The organism is Streptococcus mitis, assembly GCF_009496205.1.
In the GTDB taxonomy this organism is placed as follows: Bacteria; Bacillota; Bacilli; order Lactobacillales; family Streptococcaceae; genus Streptococcus; species Streptococcus mitis_BN.
Genome location: NZ_WIJO01000010.1, coordinates 33,236 through 47,161, shown reverse-complemented (window position 1 = coordinate 47,161; position 13,926 = coordinate 33,236). Strand labels below are relative to the sequence as shown.

Annotated in this window: 15 protein-coding genes; all 15 read right to left on the bottom strand. The window is 41.1% G+C overall.

Annotated elements, in window-relative coordinates; translation table 11 throughout:
• On the bottom strand, nucleotides 1-1,127 hold a 1,127-nt coding region (locus GEZ85_RS02975), incomplete at its 3' end, for a hypothetical protein (protein WP_153214787.1).
• Complete coding sequence (locus GEZ85_RS02970) at nucleotides 1,124-2,083, bottom strand: hypothetical protein (protein ID WP_153209230.1); 960 nt, start codon at nucleotides 2,081-2,083, stop codon at nucleotides 1,124-1,126. The genes GEZ85_RS02975 and GEZ85_RS02970, both read right to left, overlap by 4 nt.
• Before the next feature lie 69 nt (nucleotides 2,084-2,152).
• The gene (locus GEZ85_RS02965) at nucleotides 2,153-4,804 is read right to left on the bottom strand and encodes a valine--tRNA ligase (protein WP_153209232.1); all 2,652 of its coding nucleotides are present in this window, start codon (nucleotides 4,802-4,804) and stop codon (nucleotides 2,153-2,155) included.
• Nucleotides 4,797-5,375: an AAA family ATPase gene (locus tag GEZ85_RS02960; RefSeq protein WP_153209234.1), complete on the bottom strand. Its 579-nt coding sequence runs from the start codon at nucleotides 5,373-5,375 to the stop codon at nucleotides 4,797-4,799. Before GEZ85_RS02960 ends, GEZ85_RS02965 begins: the two co-directional genes overlap by 8 nt.
• Nucleotides 5,375-5,935, bottom strand: a complete 561-nt coding sequence (locus GEZ85_RS02955; protein ID WP_153209236.1) for a GNAT family N-acetyltransferase — start codon at nucleotides 5,933-5,935, stop codon at nucleotides 5,375-5,377. Before GEZ85_RS02955 ends, GEZ85_RS02960 begins: the two co-directional genes overlap by 1 nt.
• Nucleotides 5,922-6,500: a flavin reductase family protein gene (locus tag GEZ85_RS02950; protein WP_153209238.1), complete on the bottom strand. Its 579-nt coding sequence runs from the start codon at nucleotides 6,498-6,500 to the stop codon at nucleotides 5,922-5,924. The genes GEZ85_RS02955 and GEZ85_RS02950 overlap by 14 nt, the downstream gene beginning before the upstream one ends.
• Nucleotides 6,501-6,783: 283 nt before the next feature.
• Nucleotides 6,784-7,179 (bottom strand): helix-hairpin-helix domain-containing protein, encoded by a 396-nt coding sequence (locus GEZ85_RS02945; RefSeq protein WP_000038635.1) that lies wholly within the window; start codon nucleotides 7,177-7,179, stop codon nucleotides 6,784-6,786.
• A gap of 95 nt (nucleotides 7,180-7,274) precedes the next feature.
• Nucleotides 7,275-7,529, bottom strand: coding sequence for a DUF1912 family protein (locus tag GEZ85_RS02940; protein WP_000119706.1), 255 nt, complete (start codon nucleotides 7,527-7,529; stop codon nucleotides 7,275-7,277).
• Nucleotides 7,530-7,538: 9 nt separating this feature from the next.
• Nucleotides 7,539-8,873, bottom strand: coding sequence for a DUF438 domain-containing protein (locus tag GEZ85_RS02935; RefSeq protein ID WP_153209240.1), 1,335 nt, complete (start codon nucleotides 8,871-8,873; stop codon nucleotides 7,539-7,541).
• Nucleotides 8,873-9,106, bottom strand: a complete 234-nt coding sequence (locus GEZ85_RS02930) for a DUF1858 domain-containing protein (RefSeq protein ID WP_000368734.1) — start codon at nucleotides 9,104-9,106, stop codon at nucleotides 8,873-8,875. Before GEZ85_RS02930 ends, GEZ85_RS02935 begins: the two co-directional genes overlap by 1 nt.
• Nucleotides 9,107-9,523: 417 nt before the next feature.
• The gene (locus GEZ85_RS02925) at nucleotides 9,524-9,706 is read right to left on the bottom strand and encodes a hypothetical protein (protein ID WP_153209242.1); all 183 of its coding nucleotides are present in this window, start codon (nucleotides 9,704-9,706) and stop codon (nucleotides 9,524-9,526) included.
• Between the two features lie 213 nt (nucleotides 9,707-9,919).
• On the bottom strand, nucleotides 9,920-10,270 hold the full coding sequence (rbfA, locus tag GEZ85_RS02920) for a 30S ribosome-binding factor RbfA (RefSeq protein ID WP_001273601.1): 351 nt from the start codon (nucleotides 10,268-10,270) through the stop codon (nucleotides 9,920-9,922).
• A 250-nt stretch (nucleotides 10,271-10,520) separates the two neighbouring features.
• Nucleotides 10,521-13,319, bottom strand: coding sequence for a translation initiation factor IF-2 (infB, locus tag GEZ85_RS02915; protein ID WP_153209244.1), 2,799 nt, complete (start codon nucleotides 13,317-13,319; stop codon nucleotides 10,521-10,523).
• A gap of 16 nt (nucleotides 13,320-13,335) precedes the next feature.
• Nucleotides 13,336-13,635 carry a YlxQ-related RNA-binding protein gene (locus GEZ85_RS02910; protein WP_033684789.1) on the bottom strand — a complete coding sequence of 100 codons (300 nt, stop codon included), beginning with the start codon at nucleotides 13,633-13,635 and terminating at the stop codon, nucleotides 13,336-13,338.
• Nucleotides 13,628-13,921 carry an RNase P modulator RnpM gene (gene rnpM / locus GEZ85_RS02905; protein ID WP_000857559.1) on the bottom strand — a complete coding sequence of 98 codons (294 nt, stop codon included), beginning with the start codon at nucleotides 13,919-13,921 and terminating at the stop codon, nucleotides 13,628-13,630. The genes GEZ85_RS02910 and rnpM overlap by 8 nt, the downstream gene beginning before the upstream one ends.
• Between the last annotated feature and the right edge of the window lie 5 nt (nucleotides 13,922-13,926).

The window sequence follows — 13,926 nt, the reverse complement described above, 5'->3', positions numbered from 1 at the left end:
ATAATTAACAAGCTGAGTAATAATAAGTTATACATGTTACTATACAATGGTTTCTTGATAAATTTGTTAAATTCTTCATTAGAAATAGACATTTGATTCACATAAAGATCTTTTAAACATTGATATTGTTTTCTAATATTTCTAATATCTAAATTAAACATTAGCATGATGATTAACAAAGCCATAATCAAAAGTAATAACAATACATTAGTTTTTTCTGAAGTTGAACAAACAATTTTTCTAAATAAATCTTGACCATCACTCTTTTTTATAAAATCAAAAATAATCAAAGAAAAAGCCGTTAACCAACCAAATAATTTCGTATTTAAACTTGAATTAGATTCACTAGTCATAGTTGAAATTTTTATAAAGTCATCTTTTAAATTATTTTGAAGTTCAAAATAATGGTCTGTTTTTTCACTAACGATTCTATTAAAAATAGATTCTGCTTGATTTTTAATTAAGTCTAACTGATCAAGTTTTTTTTGTTTTATAATTAAACTTCTAACAATCTGCAACTTTACTTTATAAGCTTCACTGTATTCTTGTTTAGTAACAATCCATTCATAAATTTCTAATAATCCATAGATTATTTTTTTTTTTCCAAACTCAGTTTCAAAGACAAAAGAATCTAAATCGCCTTCAAAGGTAAATTCAAGGCTATTTTGTTGTCTCTTTGTTCGATTAGCTAAAAGAAATAATACATATATGTTTATAAGGTGGCGTACCCGATCACTCTTAGAACTATAGTTTCCTCCAGACAAAAGTTTTAAAGAAATTTTTAATTTTTCATATTCTACACCATTAATGGTATTTAAACTAATAATTTTTAAGTAGTTCTCAGCATCAGATTCAGTAACTACTTTAAATTCGTTAGTTGCTGAATCAAAACATTGTATATTATCATAATTTTTAATGCATAATTTATCAAAAATTTGTTGTAGATTATGACTTGGTGCATCAATAAACTCTTCTTCAAAAATCCAAGTATTCTCTTTATTAAAGATATAGTGTCCGTCATTCTTTTCGACACCAATCTGATTTGATTTAAAAATTTGTTGTAAAGGAGTATTTAAATCGATAATCGCAGCAGTATTTTGCCATTTTCTTACTACATTATTAGTCATTCGTCTATACCAAGATTTTGTAAAACTTGAGAGCGATACCTCTCTTGAATATCCAACTCTAACTTACCTGTATTTTTATTATATTCTACTTCCTGCCTATCTTTCATCTCAATAATGTTATCCGTATAAATACTTGTTATATCAGATATTTGTAAAGATTTTTTAAAATGTTTAACAATTATTTTCTTAGAAATATCAAATTCTGAATCTAAATCCAAAGATTTTTCAGAAAAGATCTCACTTTCATCATTTGTATCTAGTAAATTATTTTGAACCAGCTTATTAGTTAATGCAACCTTATCAAAAGAGATATTCTCAAAAATATACTCTAATGATAGCTCTTTAATTTCTTCATAGTTAATTTGATTTATAACCTTTTCGGAAAATAATGAGTTGTTTTTAACAAATCTAATTAGTGTATCAGTATTAATATCACTATCTCTAAAAAGTTTCAAATCTAAAAACTTATTATACCAAAATTTTGCAGCTGTATTACTTTTATCGATGATGGTTATATCATTAAAATTATTTTCAAAGATACAAATCTTGTAGTAACTATTATCTAATCCTAAATCTTGTCTAATAGCAAACGTTTCGGGGTCGATTGCTTTCGTTGATTCTAGCTTTATTAACTTTATACGACTACCAATTTGCTCAATAAACAGAATACCTGTTCTAATCGTATTATTTCGTTTTCCATCCTCGTTTGTTTCTGCTGACAATAGTTTATTAGCAAATTTTTTAAAATCAAAACTGTCTTTAGGTCTATGATTTTTAAACTCAAACAATACTGAAGTATTGTTTTGTTTTTCTGGAGGTAAAATACACTTTACGGATAGATGTGATTGTTGCTCACCTATCAAAAATTTAAACAACGTTTGAATATTTTTTATCTTTTCGTCATCGAGCGTCCGCTCCTCAATAACTTCATCAATGGAATATACTTTTATAGTCATACTAGAACCTCATTAGCAGTGTTGTTTTAATTATACCAAAAACCCCAGCAAATTGCCGAGGTTTATAGTTTATTTCACCAACTTCTTCATCTCATCAATACGTGCGACTGTCGCATCGTATTTCGCTTGGTAGTCGGCTTGTTTGTCGCGTTCTTTTTGGACAACTTCTGGTTTGGCGTTGGCTACGAAGCGTTCGTTAGAGAGCTTCTTGCCGACCATGTCCAGTTCTTTTTGCCATTTAGCCAGTTCCTTGTCGAGACGAGCGAGTTCTTCTTCGACATTGAGGAGGTCTGCGAGAGGCAAGTAGATTTCTGCTCCTGTGATGACGCTTGACATAGCCAGTTCAGGCGCAGGGATGGTTGAGGCGATTTCCAAGTGTTCTGGATTTGTGAAGCGTTTGATATAGTTGACATTGCTGTTAAAGAAGGCTTCCAAGTCACTATCGCTTGTCTTAACAAGGATGGTAATAGGTTTGCTTGGTGCTACGTTTACTTCTGCACGCGCATTACGAACGGCACGGATCAAGTCTTTGAGGCTTTCTACACCAGTGTGAGCCGCAAGGTCTTCAAAGGCTGAGTTGACAGTTGGGTATTCTGCTGTCACGATAGAGCCTTCTGAAATTTGTCCAAAGATTTCCTCTGTCACGAATGGCATGATTGGGTGGAGAAGACGAAGAATCTTGTCCAAAGTGTAAAGGAGAACAGAGCGTGTGATGACTTTCTCTTCTTCGTTGTCGCTATAAAGGACTTCCTTAGTCAATTCAACATACCAGTCCGCAAACTCATCCCAAATGAAGTTGTAGAGGATGTGTCCAGCCACACCAAACTCAAACTTGTCAAAGTTGGCAGTTGCTTTTCCGATGGTTTCATTGAGGTTGTGGAGAATCCAGCGGTCTGTGACATTTCCAGCTTCCTTGTTGGCAACTTTTTCCACATTGGCAGTTGCTTGCTCAAGGGTCAAGCCTTCATTGTTCATGAGGATGTAGCGAGAGATGTTCCAGATCTTGTTAATGAAGTTCCAAGAAGCGTCCATTTTCTCGTAAGAGAAGCGCACGTCTTGACCTGGTGCAGAACCGTTTGAAAGGAACCAACGCAGGCTATCTGTTCCGTACTTATCAATAACATCCATCGGATCAATCCCATTGCCCAGTGATTTAGACATCTTACGGCCTTCCTCGTCACGAATCAGACCATGAATCAATGCATTTTTGAATGGCGATTTGCCAGTAAATTCCAAACCTTGGAAAATCATTCGAGATACCCAGAACGGGATAATATCATAACCAGTCACCAAAGTTGATGTTGGATAATAACGTTTGAAGTCTGCTGAGTCGACATCAGGCCAGCCCATAGTTGAGAACGGCCAAAGAGCCGAACTGAACCACGTATCCAAGACATCTTCGTCCTGAGTCCAACCTTCACCTTCTGGAGCTTCTTCGCCGACATATATTTCACCCTCAGCATTGTACCAAGCAGGGATTTGGTGACCCCACCAGAGCTGACGAGAGATGACCCAGTCGTGAACATTTTCCATCCATTGAAGGAAGGTATCGTTGAAACGAGGTGGGTAGAATTCTACCTTGTCATCTGTGTCTTGGTTGGCAATAGCATTTTTGGCCAATTGGTCCATCTTGACGAACCACTGAGTAGACAAGCGTGGCTCAACCACGACACCTGTACGTTCTGAGTGGCCAACACTGTGAACAAGTTTTTCGATTTTGACGAGGGCACCGATTTCTTCCAACTTAGCAACGACTGCCTTACGAGCTTCAAAACGGTCCATACCTGCAAATTCGAAGGCCAAGTCGTTCATGGTTCCGTCATCGTTCATGACGTTAACTTGTGGCAAGTTGTGGCGTTGACCAACCAAGAAGTCGTTTGGATCGTGGGCAGGCGTGATTTTAACAACACCAGTACCAAACTCAGGATCTGCGTGCTCGTCCCCAACGATTGGGATGAGTTTATTAGCGATTGGAAGGATAACGTTTTTACCAATCAAGTCCTTGTAGCGTGGGTCTTCTGGATTGACCGCAACCGCAACGTCCCCAAACATAGTCTCAGGACGAGTTGTGGCAACTTCAAGGGCGCGTGAGCCGTCTTCTAGCATATAGTTCATGTGGTAGAAGGCACCTTCCACGTCCTTATGGATAACTTCGATATCAGAAAGGGCTGTACGAGCTGCTGGGTCCCAGTTGATGATAAATTCACCACGGTAGATCCATCCTTTTTTGTAAAGGTCCACGAATACTTTGCGAACCGCTTTTGACAAACCTTCGTCAAGAGTGAAACGCTCACGAGAGTAGTCTACAGAGAGCCCCATCTTGCCCCATTGTTCCCTGATAGTAGTGGCATATTCGTCTTTCCATTCCCAGACCTTGTCGAGGAATTTTTCACGACCTAGGTCATAACGCGTAATACCCTCACCACGTAAGCGCTCCTCAACCTTAGCTTGAGTGGCAATCCCCGCGTGGTCCATCCCTGGAAGCCAAAGTGTGTCAAAACCTTGCATACGTTTTTGACGGATGATGATATCTTGCAAAGTCGTATCCCAAGCGTGACCAAGGTGAAGTTTCCCAGTTACGTTTGGTGGCGGAATAACGATAGAATAAGGCTTAGCCTTTTGATCGCCTGAAGGCTTGAAAACATCCGCATCAAGCCATTTTTGGTAACGACCAGCCTCAACCTCGGCTGGATTGTATTTAGGTGAAAGTTCTTTAGACATGTGTGTGTCCTTTCTCTATTGTATTCATTTTATCTTGAATCTGCTTAGCAGCTTCTTCTGCAGACAAATTCGTATTATTTATTTTAAAGTAGTGGTGCAACTCATTCAGTTGATGCTGGGAATTTAATTGAAGTGTTTCAGCGGTCTCTAAAATTTCTCTTTCAGATACCTCAATATGTCGTTTTAAGGGTTTGTGCTTCAACCGGTTCTCCGTTCGATTTCGACGTAAACGCTCTTCAAGACTTGTTTCCAACTCAACAAACAGAATCTCTTGATGAAAGTTATCCAATAAATCCTGAATTTGCTTTAAATACATCAGCTGGTACTGATTTGAAAAATCAATTACGTCAGTTAAAATTACTGATCGCTGATTTCTTGCACTTGCTCCAAGGAAAGAAAAGGTCATTCCACGAACAAATTCCCACATTTCCTCTGTAAAGTCCTGATAGATTTCTAATGCAAAATCGATGGCTTGATGGTTATAAAAGAGGGTAGCATCTGTCAGTCGAGATAACTCTTGACCAATCGTCATTTTCCCAGAAGCCGGAGCCCCAATGATGAAAAGATGCATCAAATCACCTCCCACTCACTCCTCAGCAAGCCATATGTCAGGCTGTCACAGCGGTTTCCTTGAACATCTTTACGGTCTCGGATACGAGCTTCGAGGGTAAAGCCAAGCTTTTCCGCGACTCGTTGACTTTGGATATTATAACCAAAACAAGTCAGTTCAATCTTGTGAAGACCCAAATCTTTAAAGCCTAAGTCAATCAAGGCAAACGCTGCTTCTGGTACATAGCCTCGACCCCAATAGTCTGGATGCAAGGTATAACCAATCTCAAGCACATCATCCGCATGGCGATGGTTAAAATCAACAGAGCCAATGACTTTATCGGTTCCTTTGACGACAATCCCATAGCCAGCTGGGAGATTTTCCTTTTGATTGCGTTCGGGAAGGATATGCTCCAGATAATAAATCTCATCTTCCAAGGTCTTAACGGGTGGAAAACCTGCTGGGTAAGAGACTTCTGGACGACTAGCATAGTCAAAGATAGCTTCAGCATCTGCCACTGTACGAACTCGTAGGACGAGTCGTTCGGTTTCTAATTGTTCTGGTAATTCAGCTCTTGACATCCTTCTTCCTCGCTTTCTTTATGAAGCTCCCCATAGGGTCAACACGGTTATCTAAATAGCGATAAACGCGCTGGTGACCGTCCCCCATAAAGTAAGTCGGTGAAAAACGGTCATTTTTAAAATGCCCTTTCTCATCCAAGAGATCTGGATCAGCAAGTCGCTCGATAATCTTGGCAAAGATATGACAGATTCCATCTTCCTCGATAATTCTATCAACTTGACATTCTAACACGACTGGACAAACCCCTAAAATCGGTGCCTGAGTCCGTTCAGAAATCTCGTAGTCTAGCCCCAGGTGTTTCAATTTCTCTCGATGACTGATAAAACCAGCCTTCTCCATCTCGAGCATGAGATTTTCATCAGGAATATTCACAGTAAACTTCTGGTAATGCTTGATTTGCTCAGCCGCATTTTCCTCAGCTCCGACACCAATGACTAGCCAATCTCCCAAGCTATAAGAGGAGCTACAGGTCGTAATATTGTGTCCAAAATTCTGATCCTGATACCCCAAAATGAAGATAGGAAAGCCATAGTAGAGTTCACTTGTTTTAAAAGATTGCTTCATAACAACCTCCTTTTACTAAGACGCAAAAGAAAAGCCCTGCCATCTACATGACAGGGACGAATGTGCTTATCCGCGGTACCACCCAATTTCGGGCAGTTGCCCGCAACTCTCGTCTTTAAAACAAAAAGACACTTTTATTTCAATTTTTCATCCATTAGCAACCAGTTTTGACACATTTGTGGACTTCTCAGCACCGCCACTTTCTGTAAAATGCGGGATTCAAAACACCTCTAATGGCTCTATTGTAGCAAGATTTTGACGGAAATGCAAGGCACAGGAAAAATTACTTGAACTTGATACCATTTTCCTTCAATTTCTTGATGGTAGCTGGGCCGATTCCTTTCAAGGCAAGGAGTTCTTTTTCAGTCCAGTTTTTGAAATCTGATGCAGACTTAATTCCTTCATCATAGAAAGTTTTGGCACGATCAAGTGGAAGCCCACCCAAGTTTGCTGCAAAATCTTCTACAGAATTGGCTACTTTTTGAGCTTGCTCTTTAGTAGCTTCTACTGCTTGTTCAACTTTTTTAGAAACAGCCTTACCAGCTTGGCTCGCTGACTGCTCTGCACGTTTCACGACTTTTTTTGTCTCTTCTACAACCTTAGTCACAGTACTTGAAAAGGCACCTGCGCGACGGAGGCTATTTCGTAATTGTTTTTTACGATTGAGTTTCTTTGACATGATAAAATCCTTTCAATAAAAAACCCCTGCTCTGACAAGGATTTAATATAAATATTCTATCAAGATTTTAGTAAAAAATCAAGAATCTATCTCGTTTAATAATTTCGCTCACCGAATAAGCCATCTGGCAAATCATGGAATCCCTTGCCTGCTTTGAAGTTTTCAAACTTACCAAGCAAGAACTGATAAGCATCCAAGCGACTTTCGTAACGAATCATAGCATCTTTGGCACGCTCGTCTTGGTCTTCTTCGTAGACTTTTTGACTTTCCTTGTGCGCCATGTCGTTGATCATAATCTGGGTATTGACCCAGGCTTCAAATTCCTTCATAAATTCTTGTTCGTAACTCATTTTTTCTCCTTATTCTAGTCCACGGAAATAGTCCGTGTCAATCTCACGGTAGGGCTGGATATCCTGAACATACTCCAGCACACCTTGGAATTCTCCCTCTTCATCGTGCACTGCTGCGTAGGTGATGTGGACAAACTTACCTCGCGACTCAGACTTGAACCACATTTCATACTTGTCTTTGCTTCCCTCACGAAGCCCCTTCATGATGGTCTTGACCTTGTCCAAGTACTTAGGTGGATGACAGAGTTCGACATTGCGTCCGACTTGGGATGGCGTCCGTTTGAAAATCATATCATCAGCCGGCGTATTGTCATTGTAATACTGGAAAATATCATCTTTATTGACAAAGGTAATTTCCATGGGGAGGTGATTGAGGATGAGATTGGCCTGCTCGACCGAGAGATAGCCATTCCCAAAAGCCTGTTGACTATGGCGGTCCAGCACTGCTTCTTTTTCCTTAGGGGTAAAGGTAATGGTGAACTGTCCTTCAGGCGTATCGATAACCTGCTGAACTTGACCCTCTGCCGTATCTAGCTGTACAGGCTCCTCTTCACTCTTTTCCTCGACGAAACTCTGTCTTTCTGGCACCCATTTTTCTGACGGACGGATGATGGCATAGCCGTAGGCATCACTCTCCTCCGCAATCTGAAGCCAATCATCTTGGGTAAAGGACTCAAGAAGAATCATGAGGAGGATGGACTCTTCCTTGAAAATCATACTTTCAAACTCTGCCGCAAAAGCTTCAAAATCTTCTTTTACAGTGGAAATCGGCACTTCAGGTAGTGACTTGGCTGTCGCTAAAGCTGTTTGAAAGAGTTCCCTAATCTGATCATCCACTCCCCACATGACCTTAGGAGGCGAATCGTGACCATAGCGCTCCATGATGGGGAAGAAGAGTTCTTCTTTACGTTGGTAATGAATATCAAATTGACCTACAAGTCCCATCTGACGAACCAAGCCCTTTCGCATCTCCGCCAGCATTTCTTCATCTTCCATAGACTCATATGTATCTAACAATCTCCGAATGCGAATCAAGGCCGCACGGAGGGCCAGATTTTCTTCCTTAAAGATCCGAACTGGATGGCCAGGGTGTTCGGTATCCTCTACTTCAACACCTTTGATAGCATTTTTAAAAAGATTGGCATGGACATCACATAGTTCCATGACATCTTCAAAAGTGACGCCCGAGTCTGAGTTCATCAGCTCGTGCTCCATGAGGGAAATCTCTATGGCTGAGACACCCGCAAAGGTCGCATCAAAACGCTCCTGAACCGACTCAGGAGAGGCGCCATTGTGCAATTCTAACAAAATATCCCGCAGGACATGAATCCGTTCATCTGCCATTAGTCTAATCCAATCACTTCGTAGCCGTTTGCTTCCAGCGTGCGGACAATCTTGTCCATAGGAGTTCCTTCAAGCTTAGAACCCTGTTTGAGCGATACTTTGCGACCGATAGTATTACGCATCAGGGGATTAGCAAGGGGTTTAAAACCCAACTCCACTAGAATTTCCAAGACTTCTGGATGCTTGTCCACCACTTCTGCAACGGGAATTGACACATCGATGATATTGTCCATGACGACCTCCATTGTATGTTCTAATACTCAATGAAAATCAAAGAGCAAACTAGGAAGCTAGCCGCAGGTTGCTCAAAACAGTGTTTTGAGGTTGTGGATAGAACTGACGAAGTCAGTAACCATACCTACGGCAAGGCAACGCTGGCGTGGTTTGAAGAGATTTTCGAAGAGTATAAAATGATTTTACTGCTTTTATTATACCACAAGGAAAGAGATTAAAAAACTAGCAGTGGAGTTCCTGCTAGTTCTCTGCGACTTGAATTACGACCTAAATAAGTTTAAAGAGCCAATCCAATATTTTAAATAATAGCTTGTAAAACAGCAATTGGACTGCAAAAGAGATGATCATCCAAAAGAATTTCAAAATCCCAAAAATTGGTTTGATAAAAATAATAGCAAGAATTGCCCAGAAAAATTTCATTCTCTCTCCTCTGGCTTGATGAGCCACCGAGCCGTATCCATTAACTTGTCTGCAATAAAGAGTTTCCCCAGACCGACAACGGCATGGTCATCTTTCTTTATCGTTTTCATCACTTTTACACCTTGCACGGTCAAAAAGTAATTACCATAAGTTTTAGCAAAAGCTTTGATAGGATTCATATTATCTTTCCTCTTTTAACTACACTTTAAAATATTGACGATACCAGTCTTGCTGGCTATTGCTGAAAAATCGTTTCATCTCACTCTTCTCATTTCCTATAATATCACACTATCTAAATTTTATAAAGCTTTTTAATAATTTTTAAGTCTAGAAAGATTCCCTAGCATGCTTTGTAGTCATTTCCCCACCAAAAAAGAGGGTTGCCCCTCTTCTTAGTTCTTATCCAGATTGCGTAGCATCTCGTCAATCTTGTTTCCATATTCGATGGATTCGTCTTTGACGAAGGTCAAATCTGGGATTTTGTACAATTTCAAATTGCGACCAAGTTCACGTTTGATAGTACCAGTTGCTTTTTCAAGCCCGATTTGAGCTTTTTGGTTATCCGAAGCAAGGTTACTCAAAATGGTGTAGTAAACCTTGGCTACAGACAAGTCACCTAGCATCTGAACATCTGTGATGGTCACACCTTGGACACGCGGATCACGGACTTTCTTTTGCAAAATCTCATTGACTTCACGCTTGATTTCCATGCCCACACGATCCGTACGAAAATGATTTGCCATGATATTCCTTTCTCTACTTTGAACCAAAAGCTAGGCCAGCAGACCTAGCTATTTTTAAATTTATTGATTTTCAGTTCAAATTGAAACGAAGTTCAATTTGAAATCATCCGCTTCTTTCGCTGTGGTGAAAGTGATGGAACTGATTTATCAGTCCCATCACAGGGGATTTTTGAGACACTAGGCTCAAAAATAAGCAATGAAACCATCGGTTTGCTTGCGTCCCTCACCACCTAAGAAAGAAGCAAAAATCTTAACGTTTAATTTCTTCCATGACATACGCCTCAATCACATCATCAGTCTTGATATCATTGTAGCCATCGATCATCAATCCACCTTCACGGCCGTTTGTAACTTCTTTGACGTCGTCTTTGTAGTGTTTCAAGCTTGCAAGTTCGCCATCATAGATAACAACACCGTCACGGATAACACGGACTTTAGAATCACGGGTAACCTTACCGTTGATAACCATGAATCCACCGATGGTTCCCACTTTAGACACCTTGAAGGTTTCACGAATAACTGCTTCACCGATAACTTTTTCTTCAAATTCTGGATCAAGCATCCCTTTCATGGCTTCTTCCATCTCTTCGATAACCTTGTAGATAATGCTGTGAAGACGGATTTCCACATCGTCAGCTTCGGCTTGTTGACGAGCTTGTGGTGTAGGGCGTACGTTGAAACCAACGATAAAGGCATTTGAAGCTTCAGCAAGGGTCACATCTGATTCGTTGATGGCACCGACCGCTGAGTGGACGATGGTAACTTTAACACCTTCCACATCGATCTTTTGAAGTGAGGCAGAAAGGGCTTCAACAGAACCTTGTACGTCTGCCTTGATGATAACGTTAACTGACTTGAGTTCACCAGCTTTAAGGGTATCAAAGAGGTTTTCAAGGCTGACACGTTGGGTAGCTTGACGTTGTTTCATAAGGGCACGTTTAGCACGTTCTTCACCTGCTGCACGCGCAGATTTTTCATCTTCGTAAACAGCAAAGTGGTCACCCGCCATCGGTGCTTCGTTCAAACCTGTAATAGAAACTGGTGTTGATGGGCCTGCAACCTTAACACGACGACCAAGGTCATTGGTCATAGCACGGACACGACCGAAGGTATTTCCGACAACGATTGGGTCTTGAACATTCAAGGTACCTTGTTGAACAAGAAGGGTTGCGACCGCACCTTTTCCTTTATCCAAGCGAGCTTCGATAACTGTACCTATCGCACGCACTGTTGGGTCTGCTTTGAGTTCTTGGATTTCAGCCACAAGAAGGACTGTTTCCAACAATTCTTCGATGTTTTGGTTGAATTTAGCCGAGATTTCAACAAATTCAGAATCTCCACCCCAAGCAGTTGACATAACACCATGCTCTGCCAATTCACCGATAACGCGTTCTGGGTTAGCACCTGGTTTATCAATCTTGTTGATGGCTACGATGATTGGGACGTTGGCCGCTTTTGAGTGGTTAATGGCTTCGATAGTCTGAGGCATAACCCCGTCATCTGCCGCTACGACCAAGATAGTAATATCGGTAACAGAAGCACCACGCGCGCGCATAGATGTAAAGGCCGCGTGTCCTGGTGTATCAAGGAAGGTAATCTTCTTGCCATTTTCCACGATTTGATAGGCACCGATATGCTGAGTGATACCACCTGCTTCACCTGTCGCAACACGAGAGTTACGAAGGGTATCTAGAAGGGTTGTCTTACCGTGGTCAACGTGTCCCATAATGGTTACAACTGGTGGACGCTCTACCAATTCATCTTCATTGAGATAACCATCTTCAACAAAGAAACGTTCGATGTCGGCATTATCCACTTCAACCTTTTGCTTAGCTTCGATACCATAATCCACCATGAGGAGTTCGATTGTTTCTCCATCCAAGGATTGGTTTTGTGTGGCCATGACACCCATCATGAAAAGTTTCTTAACGATTTCAGCTGGTTCGCGTTTAATACGTTTTGCGATTTCCGCAACGGTCATACCATCTGTATATTCAAATTCTGTTGGCAATTCATGGAATTTGCGCTCCGTAACAGGTTTTGGAGCCTGATTACGGTTGTTCTTGTTATTGCCTTTTTTGTTCTTTTTGTTGTTATTCCAGTTACTATTCTTTTGATTTCTCACTTGATTTTGACTACTTCGATTCTTTTGTTGTTTTCTAGGACCATCTTCTTCATGATCATAATCGTCACGATTTTTGTCTGGTCGAGCTTGTTTTTTACGACGTGTATCCACTGCAGGTTCTTTTTTCTCAGGGACGACTTCAACCACTGCTTGAACTTGCTGTGCTTGTTGCGCTTGTTCAGCTAACTTAGCCGCTTCTTCAAAGATTTCCTCTGGTTCCTTGCGTTTGTTTGCTTGGGCCAAGGCTTCTTTGGCAGCCTGAGTCTGCTTGAAACGTTCCTCACTTGAACGAGCATATTCTGCATTTTGCTCTGCTTTTAGGGCTGCTGCACGGGCTTTAAAGTCAATGCGTGGAGCCGCTTGATTTGGACGTTTATCCTCTTGTTGACGGCGATCGTTTCCACGATTTTGCTGACCTTGCTGTTTCTTAGCTTGATCATTAAAGCGACGATTGTCGCGGTTGCCTTGACCTTGTTTTCCACCATTACGGCCGTCATTTTTCTGACGGTTGCCGTTTTGTTGTTGGTCACGGTTATTGCCCTTGTTTTGCTTGCGTCGTTCTGCCTGCTCTTTGGCACGAGCTTCACGCTCAGCCTTGAAATTACGGCTTTGTGGTTTCGCTGCTACTTTTTCTGCTTTAGGAGCAACTGGCTCAGCGGGTTTTGCCTCTTCCTTGGCTACAGCTGGTTTAGCTGGCTCAGATTTTTCGGCTTTCTTTTCTGCACTTGCTTTTGGTGCTGCAGGTTTTGTTTCTGCTTTCGGAGCAGCAGGCTTAAAGCTAGCAGCGATTTTTGCAGCGACAGCTTCTTCCACACTTGATGAGTGGCTTTTCACATCCAAGCCCAACTCTTTTGCACGCGCTACAACTTCTTTACTTTCTTTTCCAAGTTCTTTTGCGATTTCGTACAATCTTTTCTTAGACAAATCATGTCCTCCTCTTCTATTCCATAAGAGACCTCATTTTCTTTGTAAATCCAGCATCTGTTACAGCCAAAACCTTTCTTGATTTCCCGACTGCTATGCTTAATTCCAGTGTTGAAAACACGGTTACAATTTCTACTTGATAATACTGACTTTTATCTTGAATCTTCTTGGTCAGATTGGGGCCAGCATCATGGGCTAGAAAGACCAACTTGGCCTTGCCGTCTTGAATGGCCTTGACCACCAATTCTTCACCCGATATGATCCGGCCTGCTCGCTGAGCAAGTCCCAAGAGATTGCTTATCTTTTGCTTATTCAAGTCCTAACTCTCTTCTTTTCACTTTGTGATCCACATAAGCGATCAACTCGTCATAAAAGTTTTCTTCCACTTCCATGTTAAAGCTGCGGTTAAAGACCTTCTTCTTTTTCGCCTCTAGGGCTTCTGCATTGTCTAGCTTGATATAAGCGCCGCGGCCATTGGCCTTGCCTGTCGGATCGATAAAGACTTGTCCTTCCTTGTTTTTGACAATGCGGAGCAAATCACGCTTATCAATCACTTCATTGGACACAACAGACTTGCGCAAAGGGATTTTTCTCGTTTTCATCTTTC

Excerpts from the sequence above, each read along its gene's own strand:
- GEZ85_RS02960 (WP_153209234.1), bottom strand. The coding sequence starts at position 5,375 with ATGCATCTTTTCATCATTGGGGCTCCGGCTTCTGGGAAAATGACGATT.
- GEZ85_RS02930 (WP_000368734.1), bottom strand. The coding sequence starts at position 9,106 with ATGGACAATATCATCGATGTGTCAATTCCCGTTGCAGAAGTGGTGGAC.
- GEZ85_RS02925 (WP_153209242.1), bottom strand. The coding sequence starts at position 9,706 with ATGAATCCTATCAAAGCTTTTGCTAAAACTTATGGTAATTACTTTTTG.
- GEZ85_RS02950 (WP_153209238.1), bottom strand. The coding sequence starts at position 6,500 with ATGAAGCAATCTTTTAAAACAAGTGAACTCTACTATGGCTTTCCTATC.
- GEZ85_RS02970 (WP_153209230.1), bottom strand. The coding sequence starts at position 2,083 with ATGACTATAAAAGTATATTCCATTGATGAAGTTATTGAGGAGCGGACG.
- rnpM (WP_000857559.1), bottom strand. The coding sequence starts at position 13,921 with ATGAAAACGAGAAAAATCCCTTTGCGCAAGTCTGTTGTGTCCAATGAA.
- GEZ85_RS02955 (WP_153209236.1), bottom strand. The coding sequence starts at position 5,935 with ATGTCAAGAGCTGAATTACCAGAACAATTAGAAACCGAACGACTCGTC.
- GEZ85_RS02965 (WP_153209232.1), bottom strand. The coding sequence starts at position 4,804 with ATGTCTAAAGAACTTTCACCTAAATACAATCCAGCCGAGGTTGAGGCT.
- rbfA (WP_001273601.1), bottom strand. The coding sequence starts at position 10,270 with ATGGCAAATCATTTTCGTACGGATCGTGTGGGCATGGAAATCAAGCGT.
- GEZ85_RS02945 (WP_000038635.1), bottom strand. The coding sequence starts at position 7,179 with ATGTCAAAGAAACTCAATCGTAAAAAACAATTACGAAATAGCCTCCGT.
- GEZ85_RS02935 (WP_153209240.1), bottom strand. The coding sequence starts at position 8,873 with ATGGCAGATGAACGGATTCATGTCCTGCGGGATATTTTGTTAGAATTG.
- GEZ85_RS02940 (WP_000119706.1), bottom strand. The coding sequence starts at position 7,529 with ATGAGTTACGAACAAGAATTTATGAAGGAATTTGAAGCCTGGGTCAAT.